The sequence below is a fragment of the Paenibacillus sp. ClWae2A genome (assembly GCF_032452295.1).
In the GTDB taxonomy this organism is placed as follows: domain Bacteria; phylum Bacillota; class Bacilli; order Paenibacillales; family Paenibacillaceae; genus Paenibacillus.
In genome coordinates this window covers 993,396-1,008,142 of sequence record NZ_JAULSQ010000002.1, presented here as the reverse complement: position 1 = coordinate 1,008,142, position 14,747 = coordinate 993,396, and the positions used below count along the sequence as shown (strand labels likewise).

The window sequence follows — 14,747 nt, the reverse complement described above, 5'->3', positions numbered from 1 at the left end:
GCTATAGTTTACACCTTATGTTATATTTAAATCAGCGTCAGACACCATCTAGTGGGTATTATTCATCATAGCATTTGAATCAACGTTGACGTCATGGACCATACTATACCGTGAGGTGATATGAATGAATTCCCAAGTTAAAAACAATGAATTGAATCATGTGTCTGTTGAATTGACGGCAGAAGAAGCACTTGCTTTAACAGGTGTTCGTTTTAATGGAAATCCGAAAGTGAAAGCGGCTGCAAGACAAAAAGTTCGCGATGCTTTCGAAAAGACATTTGATTTTTCACACCAAGATAAGGTAGACTATGAACTACTAAAGTAGTTGGACCCCAATTCCAAATAAATCGAAGAGGGAATCTTTGAGATTTGCCCAAAGTGGCAGATCCGAAGATTCCCTTTTCATTGCTCTTTACAATTTGCCAGTTCTTCGGCAAAATAAGTCTGAGACAAGTATGGGACAAACGGAGGAATAAAATGCGTTTACGTGGCAGAAAAGGGATAAGAGAAAATCTGGAGCAACAAGTTGATCTTGTTGTACTTGACCCCAAGCAACATAAAGGAAAATGGTCTGAACTGTTTGGCAATGACCATCCGATCTTCGTGGAATTTGGTATGGGTAAAGGTCAATTTATCAGCCAAATGAGTTATAAATATCCGGAATTTAATTTCATCGGTATTGATATGTATGATGAACTGGTGCGTCGTGCCAGTGAGAAAGCTCGTAATGCGTGGAGTCAGGCTGATGTGGAGACACCTCCGAACCTGAAGTTAGCGCTGGCGAATATCGAACAGATCGAGGAAGTTTTTGAACCGGAAGAACTGGAGCGCATTTATTTGAACTTCAGCGATCCTTGGCCAAAAGCAAAGCATGCACGTCGTCGTTTGACGCACCCGCGTTTCCTGAAAAAATATAGGGAATTGCTTAATCCCAAAGGACAGATTCATTTCAAAACCGATTCGGAGACGCTGTTTGATTTCTCACTCAACGCCATTGCCGACTTCGGCCTGCAAATGACCAATATTTCTTTGAATCTGCATCGTGATGGTTTGAATGAAGAACATGTGATGACGGAGTACGAGCAAAAATTCATGGGTAAAGGTATGAACATTCACCGGGTTGAAGTGATTGTTGGTGAAGAGGCCTTGCGTGAGTATCAGCAGACACGTCTGGACAAGTATAAAGTTCGTGAAGCTTCTGATGAGTCTGGCGAAGATCAGGAACAGGAATAATCAAAATCTAACTTAACTTGTTAAATAAGAGCGACACATGAGGTGAATGATTCATTCTCATAGGTCGCTCTTTTTTTGCATTAATAATCCATGTGCAATGCTTCATAAACTCACGTCTGGTATGATTTCAAAAGTTCTCTGAATGAAACTCTTTGCGACGATAATCGTTCGGTGTAACGCCGTTGAACTTTTTGAACATGCGATAGAAGTATGAACTGTTGGTGAATCCGGTCCTCTCGGCAATATCGGCAACAGAGTTCTCGGTTTCTACCAGCAGATGCTGGGCCTTGGCTATACGGGTTTCGTTAATCACGTCCGTGAGCCCTTTCAGGGTGAGCTGTTTGTAGAGCCTGCTTACATAGATTGGCGACATGCCCAACTCATCTGCAATGCAAGTTAGACACAGATTGGGGTCAGCATAGTCCCGCTCAATAATGCCATTGATTTTACGAATCAACTCTTCGTGCTTCAGTGTACGTTTCTCCTCGACTTTGGAACCAAGCTCTTCAAACATCCGATAGAAGTGTTCATGTACTTCGCTGATGTCTTCAGCGTCTTTGACAGGCAACATTAGACCATCCGAGACTGAATCAAGCGTGAGTTGATTATTCTTCTTGAGGGTATTTCGTACATGGTTCAGTGTCATCGTCAGATGGGATAAGGCTAGCTGGAAGACGGTAAACGGATAGGCGGCTGTCTCGCCGACGATGTCTGCATAGACTTGTTTTGCTTCTCGCGTCTTACCCGTCATTAGATGATCGACAAGCTGTCTTTCCTTACCTGCCGGGAATGCGTACTCCTTGGCGTGATAAGCCATGATGTCAGAGGTATAGATCAGACAGCCCGGTCCCATGAACAAACGATGTAGTGAGGCTTCGGCTGATCTGGTGTAGGATGCAATACTGTCTTCCAATGAATCTTCTTCCGTGCCGATCGTACAGGAGATGGAGCATTTCAAATGGGTCATTACAGCTGCCTGCATCATACGCAGCAGCTCTTCGATTCGATTAGAGGCAGGTTGCCCATGTTCATGATTTTCCACTTTTTCATTGAAGATGAGTGTGATCAGATCACCGCCCATGTCCACAGCTTCCGCATTGTAGTGGAGATCGGCTGTCTCGGTGCAGATATTCATCATGGCGTATTTTACAAGCTGGGTCTCGTCACGGTACGTTTCGCAGAATTCGGTAAAATGGTCAATACGCAGCAATACCAGTCTGGATGCACGCTGAACATTAATGGAGGAACCATAGAACTTCATCCGTTCTTCCATCATACCTCCAGTTACTGTTTCACGGCCCTGCAGAGCACCCCGCAGAAAATCCTGCCGTAACAAATGAAGACTGCCACGTCGCTCTGCTTCCATCACACGTAAACGAACAAGCACCTTATCAATAGGGTGATATAATTTTCGGGACACAAGGTAAGAGAGCAGTAACCCTGCGAAGAGAAGTCCAACACAAAACAGAACGGTATGTGTGCGCATACTCCGTATATCTGAGGTAATCAGATCATAAGGGGTTATTCTCACATAACGCCAACCCAGGTCATCAGGAGCGGTATAGGTGATGAGAGATTTTTCTCCGTCGACCTTCTCGGTAAAGTAAGCTGATTGCTCCGTATCCTGCATAATTGGCTTCATAAAAGCTTCACTGGAGAGATTTTTCATCAATGCACGGTCGCCAAAGTCAGATAATAGATCACCATTCTCATTCACGATAAAGGTCTTGCCTGGTTGATCCGCAGCATTCATATTCGGACTGAGCCAATCATCCTTGATATTAACGATGACAGCATAGTTTAATCTCGCATTGTCATTGATCGTGTCGTAACAGAGATAGGTGTAGCTGTTAACCTCTGTTGCTTCGGTAGACCCGACCTGATATGTACGCGGGATGGGGACAAAAGGTTTATAGTCATGGAAGCGTTGGAGGATGCTTGTAATCCCCTGATCGTCGATCTCAGAGACGGACTGCTGCCCATTGCGCACGTTGGAACTGATAAAGAATTCATTACTTTTAGAGTTATATACATAGATGGATTCGATAAAAGGAAGGGACATACGGTAGTTGTCGAGTTGCTCCATCGCCGATGTGATCTCATAGATATTTGGTTTGGAATAGAGCAGTAATGAAGAAATGGTGTAGTCCTGATAAATCTGATATGACAATGATTTCGCAGTCTCAGTCATTTTGGCCACTTCACGGCTGGTTTGTGTAAGACTGTTCATATCTGTACGATACACCTGGCGAAGCGCAATCCGATTATAGTTGACATACAAAATAGAAGAAGCCACAAGTAAGGTAGCGACGGTACTGATAATAATGCCGATCAGAATCCGTGTGAAGACCTTCTGACTGTCCGCTGAACGTTTACGCATTCTTCTTCCCCCTCGAACCTCCTGTTTTGGGTGAACAACATAGAACTTCATATACATACGTTAGGCTTCATAGTTGGATGAGCAGAAGAGCAAGAGTATCTTGAATTATATATTATGTATGCGTTTACATCAATACTGGACAGGCTGTATTGCCTGTTTTCTCTACATAAAGTTCAACTTTCGCTGGATTGTTCACTAGGTTTAGCCTATGCACGATATCAATATTTGTGAACGGATGTGTGTGAAGGTCTGTTCATTTCAGAGTTCGTTCGTTTTGTTCATAGTTCATTTCGCAGAATCGTTCATTTTCTGACGGGAAGCTTCAGTATCCGTGAGCGAAGAGGGCATTTACAATAAAAAGAGAGCTCCACTACGCAGCACCGTAAGAAATTCGGGAGGGATCGAGCCATGCTCAAAGAATTGAACAAAAACAAAATCATGTTTCTGATGCTGTTGCCCACGCTGATCTTTTTTCTGATTAACTCGTATTTTCCGATGGTCGGCATCTATTATGCATTCACCAGGTATGATTTTGAAGGCGGATTATTTGGCAGTCCATTTGTCGGTCTGGAGAACTTTAAGTTCCTGTGGCAATCCGGAATGCTGTTGAAACTCACAACCAATACCGTGGGTTACAATCTCGCCTTCATTATATTAGGAAACGGTCTGGCGATCTTCTGTGCAATCATGCTTAGCGAAATCCGGGGCAGGTTATTCAAAAAAATTACGCAATCCGTCATGTTCTTGCCGTATTTCATCTCATTTGTACTGTTGAGTGTAATCGCTTACAACATGTTCAACTACGAGTCGGGTTTTGTGAACACACTGCTCAAACGTTTTGAGGCCGGCCCGGTCGACATTTATAACACACCTTGGATCTGGGTGTTTCTGATCATCATCTTTTATCTGTGGAAAAATCTTGGATACAGCATGGTCATCTATCTGGCCGCCATAACGGGTATCAGTGATGAGTATTATGAAGCTGCCCGAATCGACGGGGCCAATATATTTCAGCGGATCTGGTACATTACAGTACCGATGCTGAAGCCAACCTTTGTCATCCTGCTGTTGTTCTCGCTTGGCAGCATTATGAAGGGGCAGTTTGACCTGTTCTATCAACTGATCGGCAACAACGGGGTATTGTACAACGCTACAGATATTATTGATACGTATGTGTATCGTTCACTGAAAGTAACGTTTGATATTGGGATGGCAACTGCTGCTGGTCTGTATCAATCCTTGTTTGGATTCATTTTGATCATGACCGTCAACTATATTATCCGCAAAGTAAATGAGGATTACGCCTTGTTCTAGAACGCCCGCAGGGCAGGAGGGAGAACGATCATGAACACGCCAATGAATACTCACACCCGTACGAATACTCGTCTCAGAGATTCGGAATTCACTTTCATGTTTCAATTGATTTCTTACAGCTTCATCATCATTTTATCAATCATGTGCCTGTTGCCGTTTCTACTTATTTTATCCGGTTCATTCAGCAGCAACGAGTCCATTGTGAGGGATGGCTATCACCTCTTTCCAACGGACTTTTCCCTGGAAGGTTACAAAATGGTGTTCAAATTCCCGTCTCAGGTACTCAAGGCTTATGGGGTAACGGTCTTTACAACGGTGGTGGGAACTACGCTAGGGCTGTTCCTCATCACGATGGCTGGATTTGTGCTCCAGCGTAAGGATTTTAAATATCGGAATACATTCTCGTTTTTTATCTACTTCACAACCCTGTTTGGTGGGGGACTTGTACCTTGGTATATTATGCTGGCGAACTACTTCAATCTCACAGATACGTACACCGTACTGATTTTCCCGGGGTTGATGACGCCATTCCTCATTATCCTGATGAAAAACTTCATTCGCTCGGCAGTGCCGGATGAATTGATTGAGTCCGCCAAAATTGATGGAGCGAATGACTTCCGCATCTATTTCAGCATTGTGTTGAAACTGGCGATGCCTGGTATCGCAACCGTAGGTCTGTTTCTGGCACTGGGTTACTGGAATGACTGGTTTACCTCATCCCTTTTCATTAACAACCCGGATATGTACCAACTGCAATTTTATCTCTACAACACGATGAACACGATTACCTTCATTGACCAGATGGCGATTGGCACAGGGATCACGCTCAGTCAGGATGTGCCTACCGAATCAACCAAGATGGCAATGGCTATTGTTGTAACGGGACCGATTTTGTTCCTGTATCCGTTTGTACAACGTTATTTTGTCAAAGGACTCACCATTGGTGCAGTGAAAGGTTAGAACGTGAACACGCTGTGGGTGTCAGGCCATTGACATCATTTCCGGTCTGAAGCATGGCGAGTCTGCGCTAACATATAAAGGTTCACCACAAAAAGGGAGGATGCGTATGCGTAACAAAACAATTCGGCACCTGTCTCTGGTACTTGCCCTGATGTTGTTCGCCGGGGTGCTTGCCGCATGTAACAACGGTTCGGGGGGATCGACGCAAGGAAGCGAGCAGGGAGGAACATCCGGGAACAAAGGCGAGAAAGTCACGCTTCAATTTTACATGCTTGGGGATGCTCCGAAAGATCTGCCTGTCATTGAATCCGAGATCAATAAGCTGGCGGAGGCTGATCTGAACGTCAATGTGAAATTCAACTACACCTCATGGACCGACTGGGATCAAAAATATAAACTGCTGCTGTCTTCAGGACAGCCGATCGATCTGATCTTCACAGCAGATTGGACATTCTACCAGTCCTATGCGAAGAAGGGCGCGTTCCTGCCGCTGGATGAAATGCTGCCTACAGCAGCGCCAGCACTGAAGGCTCATGTACCTGATGACATGTGGAATGCAGTCAAAATTAATGACAAAATCTATACTGTTCCATCAACTTGGATTGAGTATGTAACAGAGGGAATTGCGTACCGTGAGGACTTGCGCGAGAAGTACAATCTTCCAAAACCGGAATCATTGGAGACGCTCGAAGCGTATCTGGAGGGCATCAAAGCCAACGAACCCAATATGATTCCGATTGCGGATAGCAATGCCAACCATACCCATGGTATTCGTCAATTGACATCCAAGCTGGTTAATACAGCAGGTCAACTTCCATATGGACTGGATATTATGTATGACACACCAGCAACCGTGACGTCCTACTGGGGATCTGCGCAGCACCTGGAAGACCTGAAAACATACAAACGTTGGATGGACAAAGGATTCTTCCCGAAAAACGTACTGAATGTAAAAGATACATCCAACTCGTTGCTGCAAAATGGAAAAGCGGCTGTTGTTCTGTCCGGGGAAAACCCTAACAAATTTAATGCAGATGTAATCAAGGTGCAGTCTACACATCCAGATTGGAAACTGGCTTATTTCCCTTACCCGAATGCAAAAGGGTTTGCACAACCGGTTCACCCGATCCACAATGGTTTTGCGATTCCGCGTAGCAGTAAAAACCCGGAAAAAGCATTGGCATTTTATGAGAAACTTGTGACAGACAAACGATATAACTGGTTGACCGAATACGGCGTCGAGGGCAAAAACTTCGAGGTTGATAATGGGTACTACAAAATGGTCGGAGATGCACAAACAAACGGCTTCGCGCGTGAGGGCATGAATGGCTGGGCTTGGCGTAATCCGGAATTCATGCTCTATGATAAAACCTTTGATGATGTCCTGACCATGTTTGAAGATCTGGACAAAATCAAAAAGCCTGACATTTATACAGGATTTGCTGAAGACTGGACTCCGTACCAAGCCGAGAAGGCTGCATTGGAGCAAGTGGAAAAACAATATTTATATCCGCTTAATGTAGGTTTGGTGGCAGACGTAGAAGCTGGATTGAACACATTTATGGAGAAGGCTAAACAAGCCGGATTGGAAAAAATTCAGGCAGAATACACCAAGCAGTGGCAGGAGTACCTGAAGTCAGCAGGCATTCAATAATTTGTACTTTCCTTCATAAAGAAAAGGTGCCTTCGGATTCGAAGGCACCTTTTCAATGTGGTTGCAGGCTTGTTTGAAGCCGTTGGTTAGAGGCGTGATTGGACGAAGTATTCGGGAAGCAGCACCCTATTGGGATAAATTCATAAACGGGCCTCTTCTGCGGATGAAGGACGAACGTCCTCCAGTAGATCGATAATACTTTGAGCGCTTTGCATCGGATGAACCTTGGCGATTTCCAACAGATGACGTTTGCGTTTACGTACAACATCCGGGTAGTGATGCAGCAGCTTGTTCATCCATTTGACCACTACATCGAGCGAAGTGATGGGTTCTCCCAAACCTCTTGCCGTAAAATAATGGACGTTTTCTTCTTCCTGACCAGGTATAGGGTTGTGGAACAGCATTGGAATTCCTTTGGCCAAGCCTTCGCTGCATGTCATTCCCCCAGGTTTGGTGATCAGCAGGTCGGATACTTCCATCAATTTGTCCACTTCGTTGGTGTACCCCATAATATGAATGTTTTCTTTGCGATACATGGGGTTCTGTTCCATGCTAATCCGTGCTTTATCATTGCGACCTAGACAAAAAATGATCTGAATATCTTCATGCCAGCGAGTCAGCAACGGATGAACCAGCTTGTCGCTAAGCATTCCCCAACCGCCGCCCATAACTAGTACAGTGGGCATGTTCTTGAGGTTGAATCTGCTTCGGATCTCTTCTCGCCCGGGATGCTCCCAAAAGCTCGGATGCACCGGAATGCCCGTGACTCGAATTTTGTCTGTAGGTACGCCGCGCAGCATTAGTTTGGACTTAACCTCATCTGAAGATACCAGATAAAGGTCTACTTCAGGGTTAATCCAAGTCCCATGTGCATCATAGTCGGTGATGACTGTGCATAGGGGAACCTGCGTACCCAGACGCTTCAGTCTGGATATGACAGCACTTGGAATCGGATGGGTGCAGACGATCGCATCGGGACGTAACTGGCGCACAACGCTGCGTGTATGTGTATAGAACAGTTTATGCAACGCCAGTGTTGTCAGTCGGTTCAATGATTTTTTATATTGGTGTCTGTATACGTATCCGACAAGTTTGGGTTGGTTGGTAACCGTTTTTTTGTATGCTGTTATAATAAGAGGTGCCACCTTGGGATTTAAGAAACTTCCCAGTTCAAGCACTTTCGTCTGCACGTCTGGCGAGAGCTTTCGCAAATTGCTGGACAGTGCATAGGCGGCTTGAGTATGACCCGTACCAAAGCCTTCAGATAATAGTAATACTCTTTTTTTCTCCACGCTTGCTTCACCTGTTCCTGCTAGGTTTTTCTGAGTCTAACATATCGGCTTTAAGACCAGAATGCAACTGTTGCAAGTGCGACTAAAGTACCTATTGTGGCACCTGCCAGAACATCGGATGGGTAGTGTAATCCCAGGTAAATTCGAGAGAATCCGACAATAAGGGCCACAGGCAACAATATTAGCAATAAGATCGGATCAGTGGTCATAAATGGAACCGTGACCGAAAAAATGGCAGTTGTGTGCCCTGAAGGAAACGAGTGATCCGTCAGGGGATTGCGAAACGTAATGGTATCCGGCAAGGCCAGGTAAGGCCGAATGCGGGGATACAATTTTTTCGCGATGGCTACAGGAATATGGCTGACCGCAAGAGCGATACAAGCCTGAAGTCCTGTTGTGCTCCATGGAGCTGGGGCAAGCAGCCAGATTAACAAGGATATTGCAATAGAAGAAGTTGCTCCACCCAGATGGGTGAAATAATACAGCCAAAAATTCATAAAACGATTATGAAGCCGGCCGTTGATCCACATAAAAACATTTCGATCATAATCTTGAAACTTTAAGAATAAACGGCTCATATTGGCCTCCTGCCAGTCAGGCCGCCCGTAATGGCGGCAGTATTTCCGGTGATTTTTCTGCATCCGGTTTCGTCCTGATTAATATATAACCGTTTTTCATGAACTTGAGGTTATTTCAGGTATATGTTTATCATATTTTTAAATGTTGTCCTTTTCAAGAAGAACACATGTAAAGAACGTAAAATTCATGTTAAAGAGTGGGTATATACCCATCTTAACTTTTTGACTTGGGTCAGCCAAAAAAGATACAATGATTCAACATGGCTGAAATGAGGTAAAAAAAATGTGAGTTTTGTTTCAAACTTTTTGAGGTCTGTTTGCGTTATTTGTTATAGAGCCTCTGACGAAGAATAACATGCTGATGAAAAAAGCAGGGACTTTAGAAATAAAAATCAAGTAAACGGCTGAAAATAAGATATAACAGGCATGAATGCGAGGTTGTGGTATCACGAAGTGTCTATTCAGCGTTTAAAGATCACATTTCTGCTTCAGAAAGTGGAATTGGGGTTTTGACAAATGACTGAAAAGAATACAGAATCGATAAAGCAGCCAACTGATAGCAACCAAGCTTTGAAACATCGCCTGATATATTCACGTAGTACACAAAAGAACAGGGTCATATTCTGCAGATTACAAAAAAATAAATGCAGAATCAGGAAGAGAAATGCTTAAGTAAACTGGGTTTTGAAAAAAAGGGGGTAACAGAGAACGATGATGGACGCTATATTCGTCACGATGCAGGTCATTCTGGCACTGCTAGCCGTGTACCAATTCACGTTTTCGCTGTTCGGTCTGATTAAGAAAAAGAAAAAGAAACATTATCCGGCGACAAAATCATTCGCTGTACTCGTCGCAGCACACAATGAGGAACAAGTCATTGGTGCCTTGATGGAGAACTTGAAACAACTTGATTATCCAAAAGATCTGTACGATGTATTTGTCATCTGTGACAACTGTACGGATGGAACGGCTCAAATTGTAAGAGAGCACGGATTAAACGCTTGTGTACGTACCAACGCCGATCTGAGAGGTAAAGGGTATGCCATCGAATGGATGCTTAAATACCTGTGGAAATTGCCACGTCAGTATGACGCAGTTGTTATGTTTGACGCGGATAACCTGGTTGACCGTAACTTCTTGCTTGAGATGAATGACGATTTGAACAATGGTTCGCGCGTTATCCAAGGATACATTGATACAAAAAATCCGGAGGATTCTTGGATAACTGCAGCTTACGGTGTATCTTACTGGTACATCAACCGTTTGTGGCAGTTGTCTCGTCATAACTTGAATATGGCGAATTTCCTCGGAGGAACCGGAATGTGCTTTGAAACCAACCTGTTGAAGGAAATTGGCTGGGGTGCAACAAGTCTTGTTGAGGATTTGGAGTTTACGATGCGTAGTGTGCAACGTAATGTGTATCCTGTTTTCAACTATGACGCCAAAGTATTTGATGAGAAGCCATTAACATTCAAAGCTTCAGCGAGACAACGTCTGCGCTGGATGCAAGGTCACTTTACAGTTGCACGTAGATACTTCTTCCCGCTGCTCTGGCAGTCCATTAAGGAAAGAAGCCTGGTGAAATTTGACCTTGCTATCTATGGAGCTAATGTCTATGTTGTGTTGCTTACCTTCCTGATGACGGCTGTGATGTGGGTAGATATGGCTATATTCAGTGGTCCGCACATTGCTAATATTTATGGATACTTCCCGTTATGGGTTGGATTCGTGGCTATTGGTCTGAATATTCTGACGTTCCTGTTGTCCATGGCGCTGGAGAAGGTTACCTTTGCCAAAGTTTATCTATATTTGATCTTGTTCCCGATTTACCTGTTGTCTTGGTACCCGATTACGTTCTACGCTTTCTTTACGCAGAACAACAAACAGTGGAGCCACACCCAACATACACGTGTTGTACGGTTGGATGAGGTGCAAAGCAAACAAGGGTAAGGAACATGCTTGCGATACTTTGTTGACATCTGATATCACGAATGTGTAATTCATAAAAAAAAGTTGTGAAGAATGTTGACAATGTGTTTCATGTGTGATATAGTATTCAAGTGCCTTAAAGCGAATAGCAATGGAATCACAAGTAGAAGTCCGACTTCTCACCTGATCAACAAACATGTTGGCTGGTCAACGATCCCAATAATTTATGAAGTGTATACTCATGAAGAATTGTGTTGATTACAGGGATGTCGGTAGCTTGACCGGCATCCCTTTTATTTTTGTGTAACTGGATATTCAAAATGACCTGGAGGTGGACGATTATTAGTAAAGATCACATGATTAATGATGAGATTCGGGCGAAGGAAGTACGCCTTGTCGGAGCTGAAGGAGAACAAATTGGGATTACGCCCATTCGCGAAGCACTGCAAATGGCGATTGACCTGAATTTGGATCTGGTCAATGTGGCACCACAGGCTAAACCGCCGGTGTGTCGTATTATGGACTATGGCAAATTCCGCTATGAGCAACAAAAGAAAGAAAAAGAAGCCCGTAAGAACCAGAAAATTGTTGACATTAAAGAAGTATGGTTCCGTTCCAATATTGAGGAGCACGATTATCAAACGAAGCTTCGTAACGTAGTTAAGTTTTTGAACGAAGGCGACAAAGTGAAATGTTCTGTTCGTTACCGCGGACGTGAAATTGCACATGCCGCGATTGGTCAACGGATTTTGGAGCGCGTTAAGGTAGAAGTTGCAGAACTTTGTACTATTGAACGTCAACCGAAATTGGAAGGCCGCAGTATGATCATGATCTTGGCTCCTAAAGCCTGATAACATTGGAGGAGGAAACACAAAATGCCTAAAATGAAAACACACAGCAGTTTGAAAGGACGCTTCAAAATTACCGGTTCCGGTAAGGTCCTTCGTTACAAAGCTCACAAAAACCACTTGCTTTCCCACAAATCCAAACGTGCTAAGCGCGTTCTGAACGGTAACCCAGTTATGGCTGCCGGGGATGTTAGACGTTTGAAACAAGGCTTGGCTAACTTGAAAGGCTAATTCTAATTAGTACATTCCGTATGGGGGATCGGCTACGGCCGTACACATACCACGGATACATTTATATTTATTTGGGAGGTTCTTTAATATGGCAAGAGTAAAAGGCGGTTTTGTAGTACGTCGTCGTCATAAAAAGGTTTTGAAACTGGCAAGAGGTTATTTCGGTTCCAAACACCGTATTTTTAAAACAGCTAACGAGCAAGTAATGAAATCCCTGGTATACGCATACCGTGACCGTCGCAACACGAAACGTAACTTCCGCAGACTGTGGATCGTTCGTATCAATGCTGCAGCACGTATGAATGGTTTGTCTTACAACAAACTGATCCATGGTTTGAAACTTGCTGGAGTAGACATGAACCGCAAAATGTTGGCTGATCTGGCCGTTAACGACATCAATGCGTTCAACTCTTTGGCTACTGTAGCTAAAGGCAAAATCAACGCTTAAATTGTATGATACAAGCCGCCGTACCTATATGGCGGCTTTTTTTACGGCTTGGAAGAAATCCGAAGATGAATCTCTGAATGAGTAGAGCGAATACGCTCTAGTCTGAAAGGGAATAATGAAAGCAGACAACTGATGAATAACAGTTCAGGGGAATACATAAAATACGAACGGTGAAATAATACAAATAAAAACAGGTAAATCCCACTCATCACTAAAGCTCGCGATATGTTTTTGTTATATAACATCACATCGTTGTAACGTTAGTGTGTTAAAACGCTAAATTATTAAGCGTTTTCAATAAAAAAAGAACAAAAATATGTGATATTTGGTGATGAAACATCTGGATTTTAACACTGGTTGATTGTATAATCACCTCTAGTAGGCTAGTCCTAGATTTTTCTCTCCATGTCATAATGTTCGGTTTTTCGACAGATGATAGGATGCTTCAAGGGTGAGAATGCGCTTTTAATGTCGAAGAAACCATACATTCTGCATAAAAGTCATTCCTGCTATCTGTTAACCGTTCAATTGTAGGCTGGATTGGAATGAGGGATATATCATTAAGGGGGAAAAAGAGAAATGAAAAAGATGCTCAGCTTGTCTTTGGTAATGTTGCTGGCTGTATCGGTTATGCTCGCAGGTTGCGGTAGCAAACCGAAAGAAGAAACAAATGCCGGAGGAGATACAGGTGGCACAACCACTGAAGCGAAATCCGATCTCAAAATCGGTATGGTTACTGACGTAGGTGGAGTTAATGACAAATCCTTTAACCAATCCGCTTGGGAAGCTCTGCAAGCGACTGAAACAGAAACAGGTACTGCTGTTAAATACCTGCAAAGTAAATCCGATGAAGAGTACATTCCTAACCTGAACGAATTCGTTAAAGGCGGATATGATCTGACTTGGGGTATCGGTTTCCAATTGGCTGATGCAATCAAAACTGTAGCTGAGCAAAACCCTGATGCTAAACTCGCGATCATCGACAGTGTTGTTGATGCTCCTAACGTTAAATCCGTAACATTTGCTGAAGAAGAAGGGTCATACCTGGTTGGTGTTGTGGCTGGTCTGACAACAAAAACGAACAAAATTGGTTTTGTTGGCGGTATGGAAAGCCCACTGATCAAAAAGTTTGAAGTAGGATTCAGAGAAGGGGTTAAAGCAGTTAACCCTGATGCTCAATTCATTTCTAACTACACAGGTGCATTTGATAAACCTGACTTGGGTAAAGCAGCAGCAGCAACACTTTACAATGAAGGCGTAGATATTATCTTCCACGCTTCTGGCGCAACGGGTAACGGTGTGTTTAACGAAGCAAGTGCTCGTAAGAAACAAGGTCAAGATGTATGGGTTATCGGTGTTGACAAAGACCAATCTCTTGAGTTTGGTGATGAGATCACTTTGACTTCCATGATCAAAAAAGTTGACGAAGCCGTTAAGCGCGTTAACAAAGAAGTAGTTGATGGTACATTCGCTGGCGGTTCCGAGAACCTGACTTTGAAAGAAAATGGTGTTGGTATTGCTGATACCTCTACTGCCAATGTATCTGCTGATACACTTGCAAAAGTGGAAGAGTACAAAGAAAAAATCATCAACGGCGAAATCAAAGTTCCTACGGAGTAATTTTGATCTTAGTCGCAAATGAATAATCATTGGGGCCGGTCTTGACCGGCCTTATGATTGCAATAACAGGAACATTTGATCAAGTCATCATAACAATTGTACAAGGTCACTGTGCACCAACGCTTCGGTAGGAGCTTTTCTTAAGATAATGGAATTTATATGTTATTAATAAGTTGAACCATTCGATTATCGCAAGAAAAACTTCAGCTAAGCTAAGCGCGGTCTGTCTTCTTTGAATGTACGTCGCTAGACGTTTTTTT

At 43.5% G+C, this 14,747-nt stretch carries 13 protein-coding genes; 10 read left to right on the top strand and 3 right to left on the bottom strand.

Annotated elements, in window-relative coordinates; all coding sequences use genetic code 11:
- The first annotated feature begins 124 nt into the window (after window positions 1–124).
- Complete coding sequence (locus QVE09_RS10660) at window positions 125–325, top strand: hypothetical protein (protein ID WP_036610190.1); 201 nt, start codon at window positions 125–127, stop codon at window positions 323–325.
- A gap of 152 nt (window positions 326–477) precedes the next feature.
- Window positions 478–1,233, top strand: coding sequence for a tRNA (guanosine(46)-N7)-methyltransferase TrmB (gene trmB, locus QVE09_RS10655; RefSeq protein WP_315936779.1), 756 nt, complete (start codon window positions 478–480; stop codon window positions 1,231–1,233).
- Window positions 1,234–1,360: 127 nt separating this feature from the next.
- Here the strand turns inward: trmB and QVE09_RS10650 are convergent, their stop codons facing one another.
- Complete coding sequence (locus QVE09_RS10650; protein ID WP_315936778.1) at window positions 1,361–3,613, bottom strand: AraC family transcriptional regulator; 2,253 nt, start codon at window positions 3,611–3,613, stop codon at window positions 1,361–1,363.
- 408 nt (window positions 3,614–4,021) lie between these two features.
- Between QVE09_RS10650 and QVE09_RS10645 the strand changes: the two genes are divergently transcribed.
- The 3 genes from QVE09_RS10645 to QVE09_RS10635 all read left to right on the top strand — a co-directional run bounded on the left by QVE09_RS10645 (window position 4,022) and on the right by QVE09_RS10635 (window position 7,541).
- A complete protein-coding gene (locus QVE09_RS10645; RefSeq protein WP_315936777.1) occupies window positions 4,022–4,927 on the top strand; it encodes an ABC transporter permease in 906 nt (301 codons plus the stop codon).
- Window positions 4,928–5,023: 96 nt separating this feature from the next.
- Complete coding sequence (locus QVE09_RS10640; protein ID WP_397387030.1) at window positions 5,024–5,887, top strand: carbohydrate ABC transporter permease; 864 nt, start codon at window positions 5,024–5,026, stop codon at window positions 5,885–5,887.
- A gap of 100 nt (window positions 5,888–5,987) precedes the next feature.
- Window positions 5,988–7,541, top strand: coding sequence for an ABC transporter substrate-binding protein (locus QVE09_RS10635; protein WP_397387022.1), 1,554 nt, complete (start codon window positions 5,988–5,990; stop codon window positions 7,539–7,541).
- A 140-nt stretch (window positions 7,542–7,681) separates the two neighbouring features.
- On the opposite strand, the gene QVE09_RS10630 is transcribed toward QVE09_RS10635, so the two are convergent.
- Entirely contained in the window at window positions 7,682–8,833 is a 1,152-nt protein-coding gene (locus tag QVE09_RS10630; protein ID WP_315936774.1) for an MGDG synthase family glycosyltransferase, read from the bottom strand.
- Between the two features lie 50 nt (window positions 8,834–8,883).
- Window positions 8,884–9,411, bottom strand: a complete 528-nt coding sequence (locus QVE09_RS10625; RefSeq protein WP_017689668.1) for a phosphatase PAP2 family protein — start codon at window positions 9,409–9,411, stop codon at window positions 8,884–8,886.
- Between the two features lie 711 nt (window positions 9,412–10,122).
- On the opposite strand from QVE09_RS10625, the gene QVE09_RS10620 reads away from it, so the two are divergent.
- From QVE09_RS10620 to QVE09_RS10600, 5 genes are all read left to right on the top strand, one after another.
- Window positions 10,123–11,361: a glycosyltransferase family 2 protein gene (locus QVE09_RS10620; protein ID WP_315936773.1), complete on the top strand. Its 1,239-nt coding sequence runs from the start codon at window positions 10,123–10,125 to the stop codon at window positions 11,359–11,361.
- Between the two features lie 335 nt (window positions 11,362–11,696).
- Window positions 11,697–12,191, top strand: coding sequence for a translation initiation factor IF-3 (gene infC, locus QVE09_RS10615; RefSeq protein WP_062833422.1), 495 nt, complete (start codon window positions 11,697–11,699; stop codon window positions 12,189–12,191).
- 24 nt (window positions 12,192–12,215) lie between these two features.
- Complete coding sequence (rpmI, locus tag QVE09_RS10610) at window positions 12,216–12,419, top strand: 50S ribosomal protein L35 (RefSeq protein ID WP_017689665.1); 204 nt, start codon at window positions 12,216–12,218, stop codon at window positions 12,417–12,419.
- 88 nt (window positions 12,420–12,507) lie between these two features.
- The gene (gene rplT / locus QVE09_RS10605) at window positions 12,508–12,867 is read left to right on the top strand and encodes a 50S ribosomal protein L20 (protein ID WP_017689664.1); all 360 of its coding nucleotides are present in this window, start codon (window positions 12,508–12,510) and stop codon (window positions 12,865–12,867) included.
- Between the two features lie 579 nt (window positions 12,868–13,446).
- Window positions 13,447–14,487: a BMP family lipoprotein gene (locus QVE09_RS10600; protein WP_315936772.1), complete on the top strand. Its 1,041-nt coding sequence runs from the start codon at window positions 13,447–13,449 to the stop codon at window positions 14,485–14,487.
- The last annotated feature ends 260 nt before the right edge of the window (window positions 14,488–14,747 follow it).

What these genes read in the sequence shown, in the direction of transcription:
- QVE09_RS10645 (WP_315936777.1), top strand. Translation starts at nt 4,022, where the DNA reads ATGCTCAAAGAATTGAACAAAAACAAAATCATGTTTCTGATGCTGTTG.
- trmB (WP_315936779.1), top strand. Translation starts at nt 478, where the DNA reads ATGCGTTTACGTGGCAGAAAAGGGATAAGAGAAAATCTGGAGCAACAA.
- QVE09_RS10650 (WP_315936778.1), bottom strand. Translation starts at nt 3,613, where the DNA reads ATGCGTAAACGTTCAGCGGACAGTCAGAAGGTCTTCACACGGATTCTG.
- QVE09_RS10635 (WP_397387022.1), top strand. Translation starts at nt 5,988, where the DNA reads ATGCGTATGCGTAACAAAACAATTCGGCACCTGTCTCTGGTACTTGCC.
- QVE09_RS10640 (WP_397387030.1), top strand. Translation starts at nt 5,024, where the DNA reads ATGTTTCAATTGATTTCTTACAGCTTCATCATCATTTTATCAATCATG.
- QVE09_RS10620 (WP_315936773.1), top strand. Translation starts at nt 10,123, where the DNA reads ATGATGGACGCTATATTCGTCACGATGCAGGTCATTCTGGCACTGCTA.
- QVE09_RS10625 (WP_017689668.1), bottom strand. Translation starts at nt 9,411, where the DNA reads ATGAGCCGTTTATTCTTAAAGTTTCAAGATTATGATCGAAATGTTTTT.
- QVE09_RS10660 (WP_036610190.1), top strand. Translation starts at nt 125, where the DNA reads ATGAATTCCCAAGTTAAAAACAATGAATTGAATCATGTGTCTGTTGAA.
- infC (WP_062833422.1), top strand. Translation starts at nt 11,697, where the DNA reads ATGATTAATGATGAGATTCGGGCGAAGGAAGTACGCCTTGTCGGAGCT.
- rpmI (WP_017689665.1), top strand. Translation starts at nt 12,216, where the DNA reads ATGCCTAAAATGAAAACACACAGCAGTTTGAAAGGACGCTTCAAAATT.
- QVE09_RS10600 (WP_315936772.1), top strand. Translation starts at nt 13,447, where the DNA reads ATGAAAAAGATGCTCAGCTTGTCTTTGGTAATGTTGCTGGCTGTATCG.
- rplT (WP_017689664.1), top strand. Translation starts at nt 12,508, where the DNA reads ATGGCAAGAGTAAAAGGCGGTTTTGTAGTACGTCGTCGTCATAAAAAG.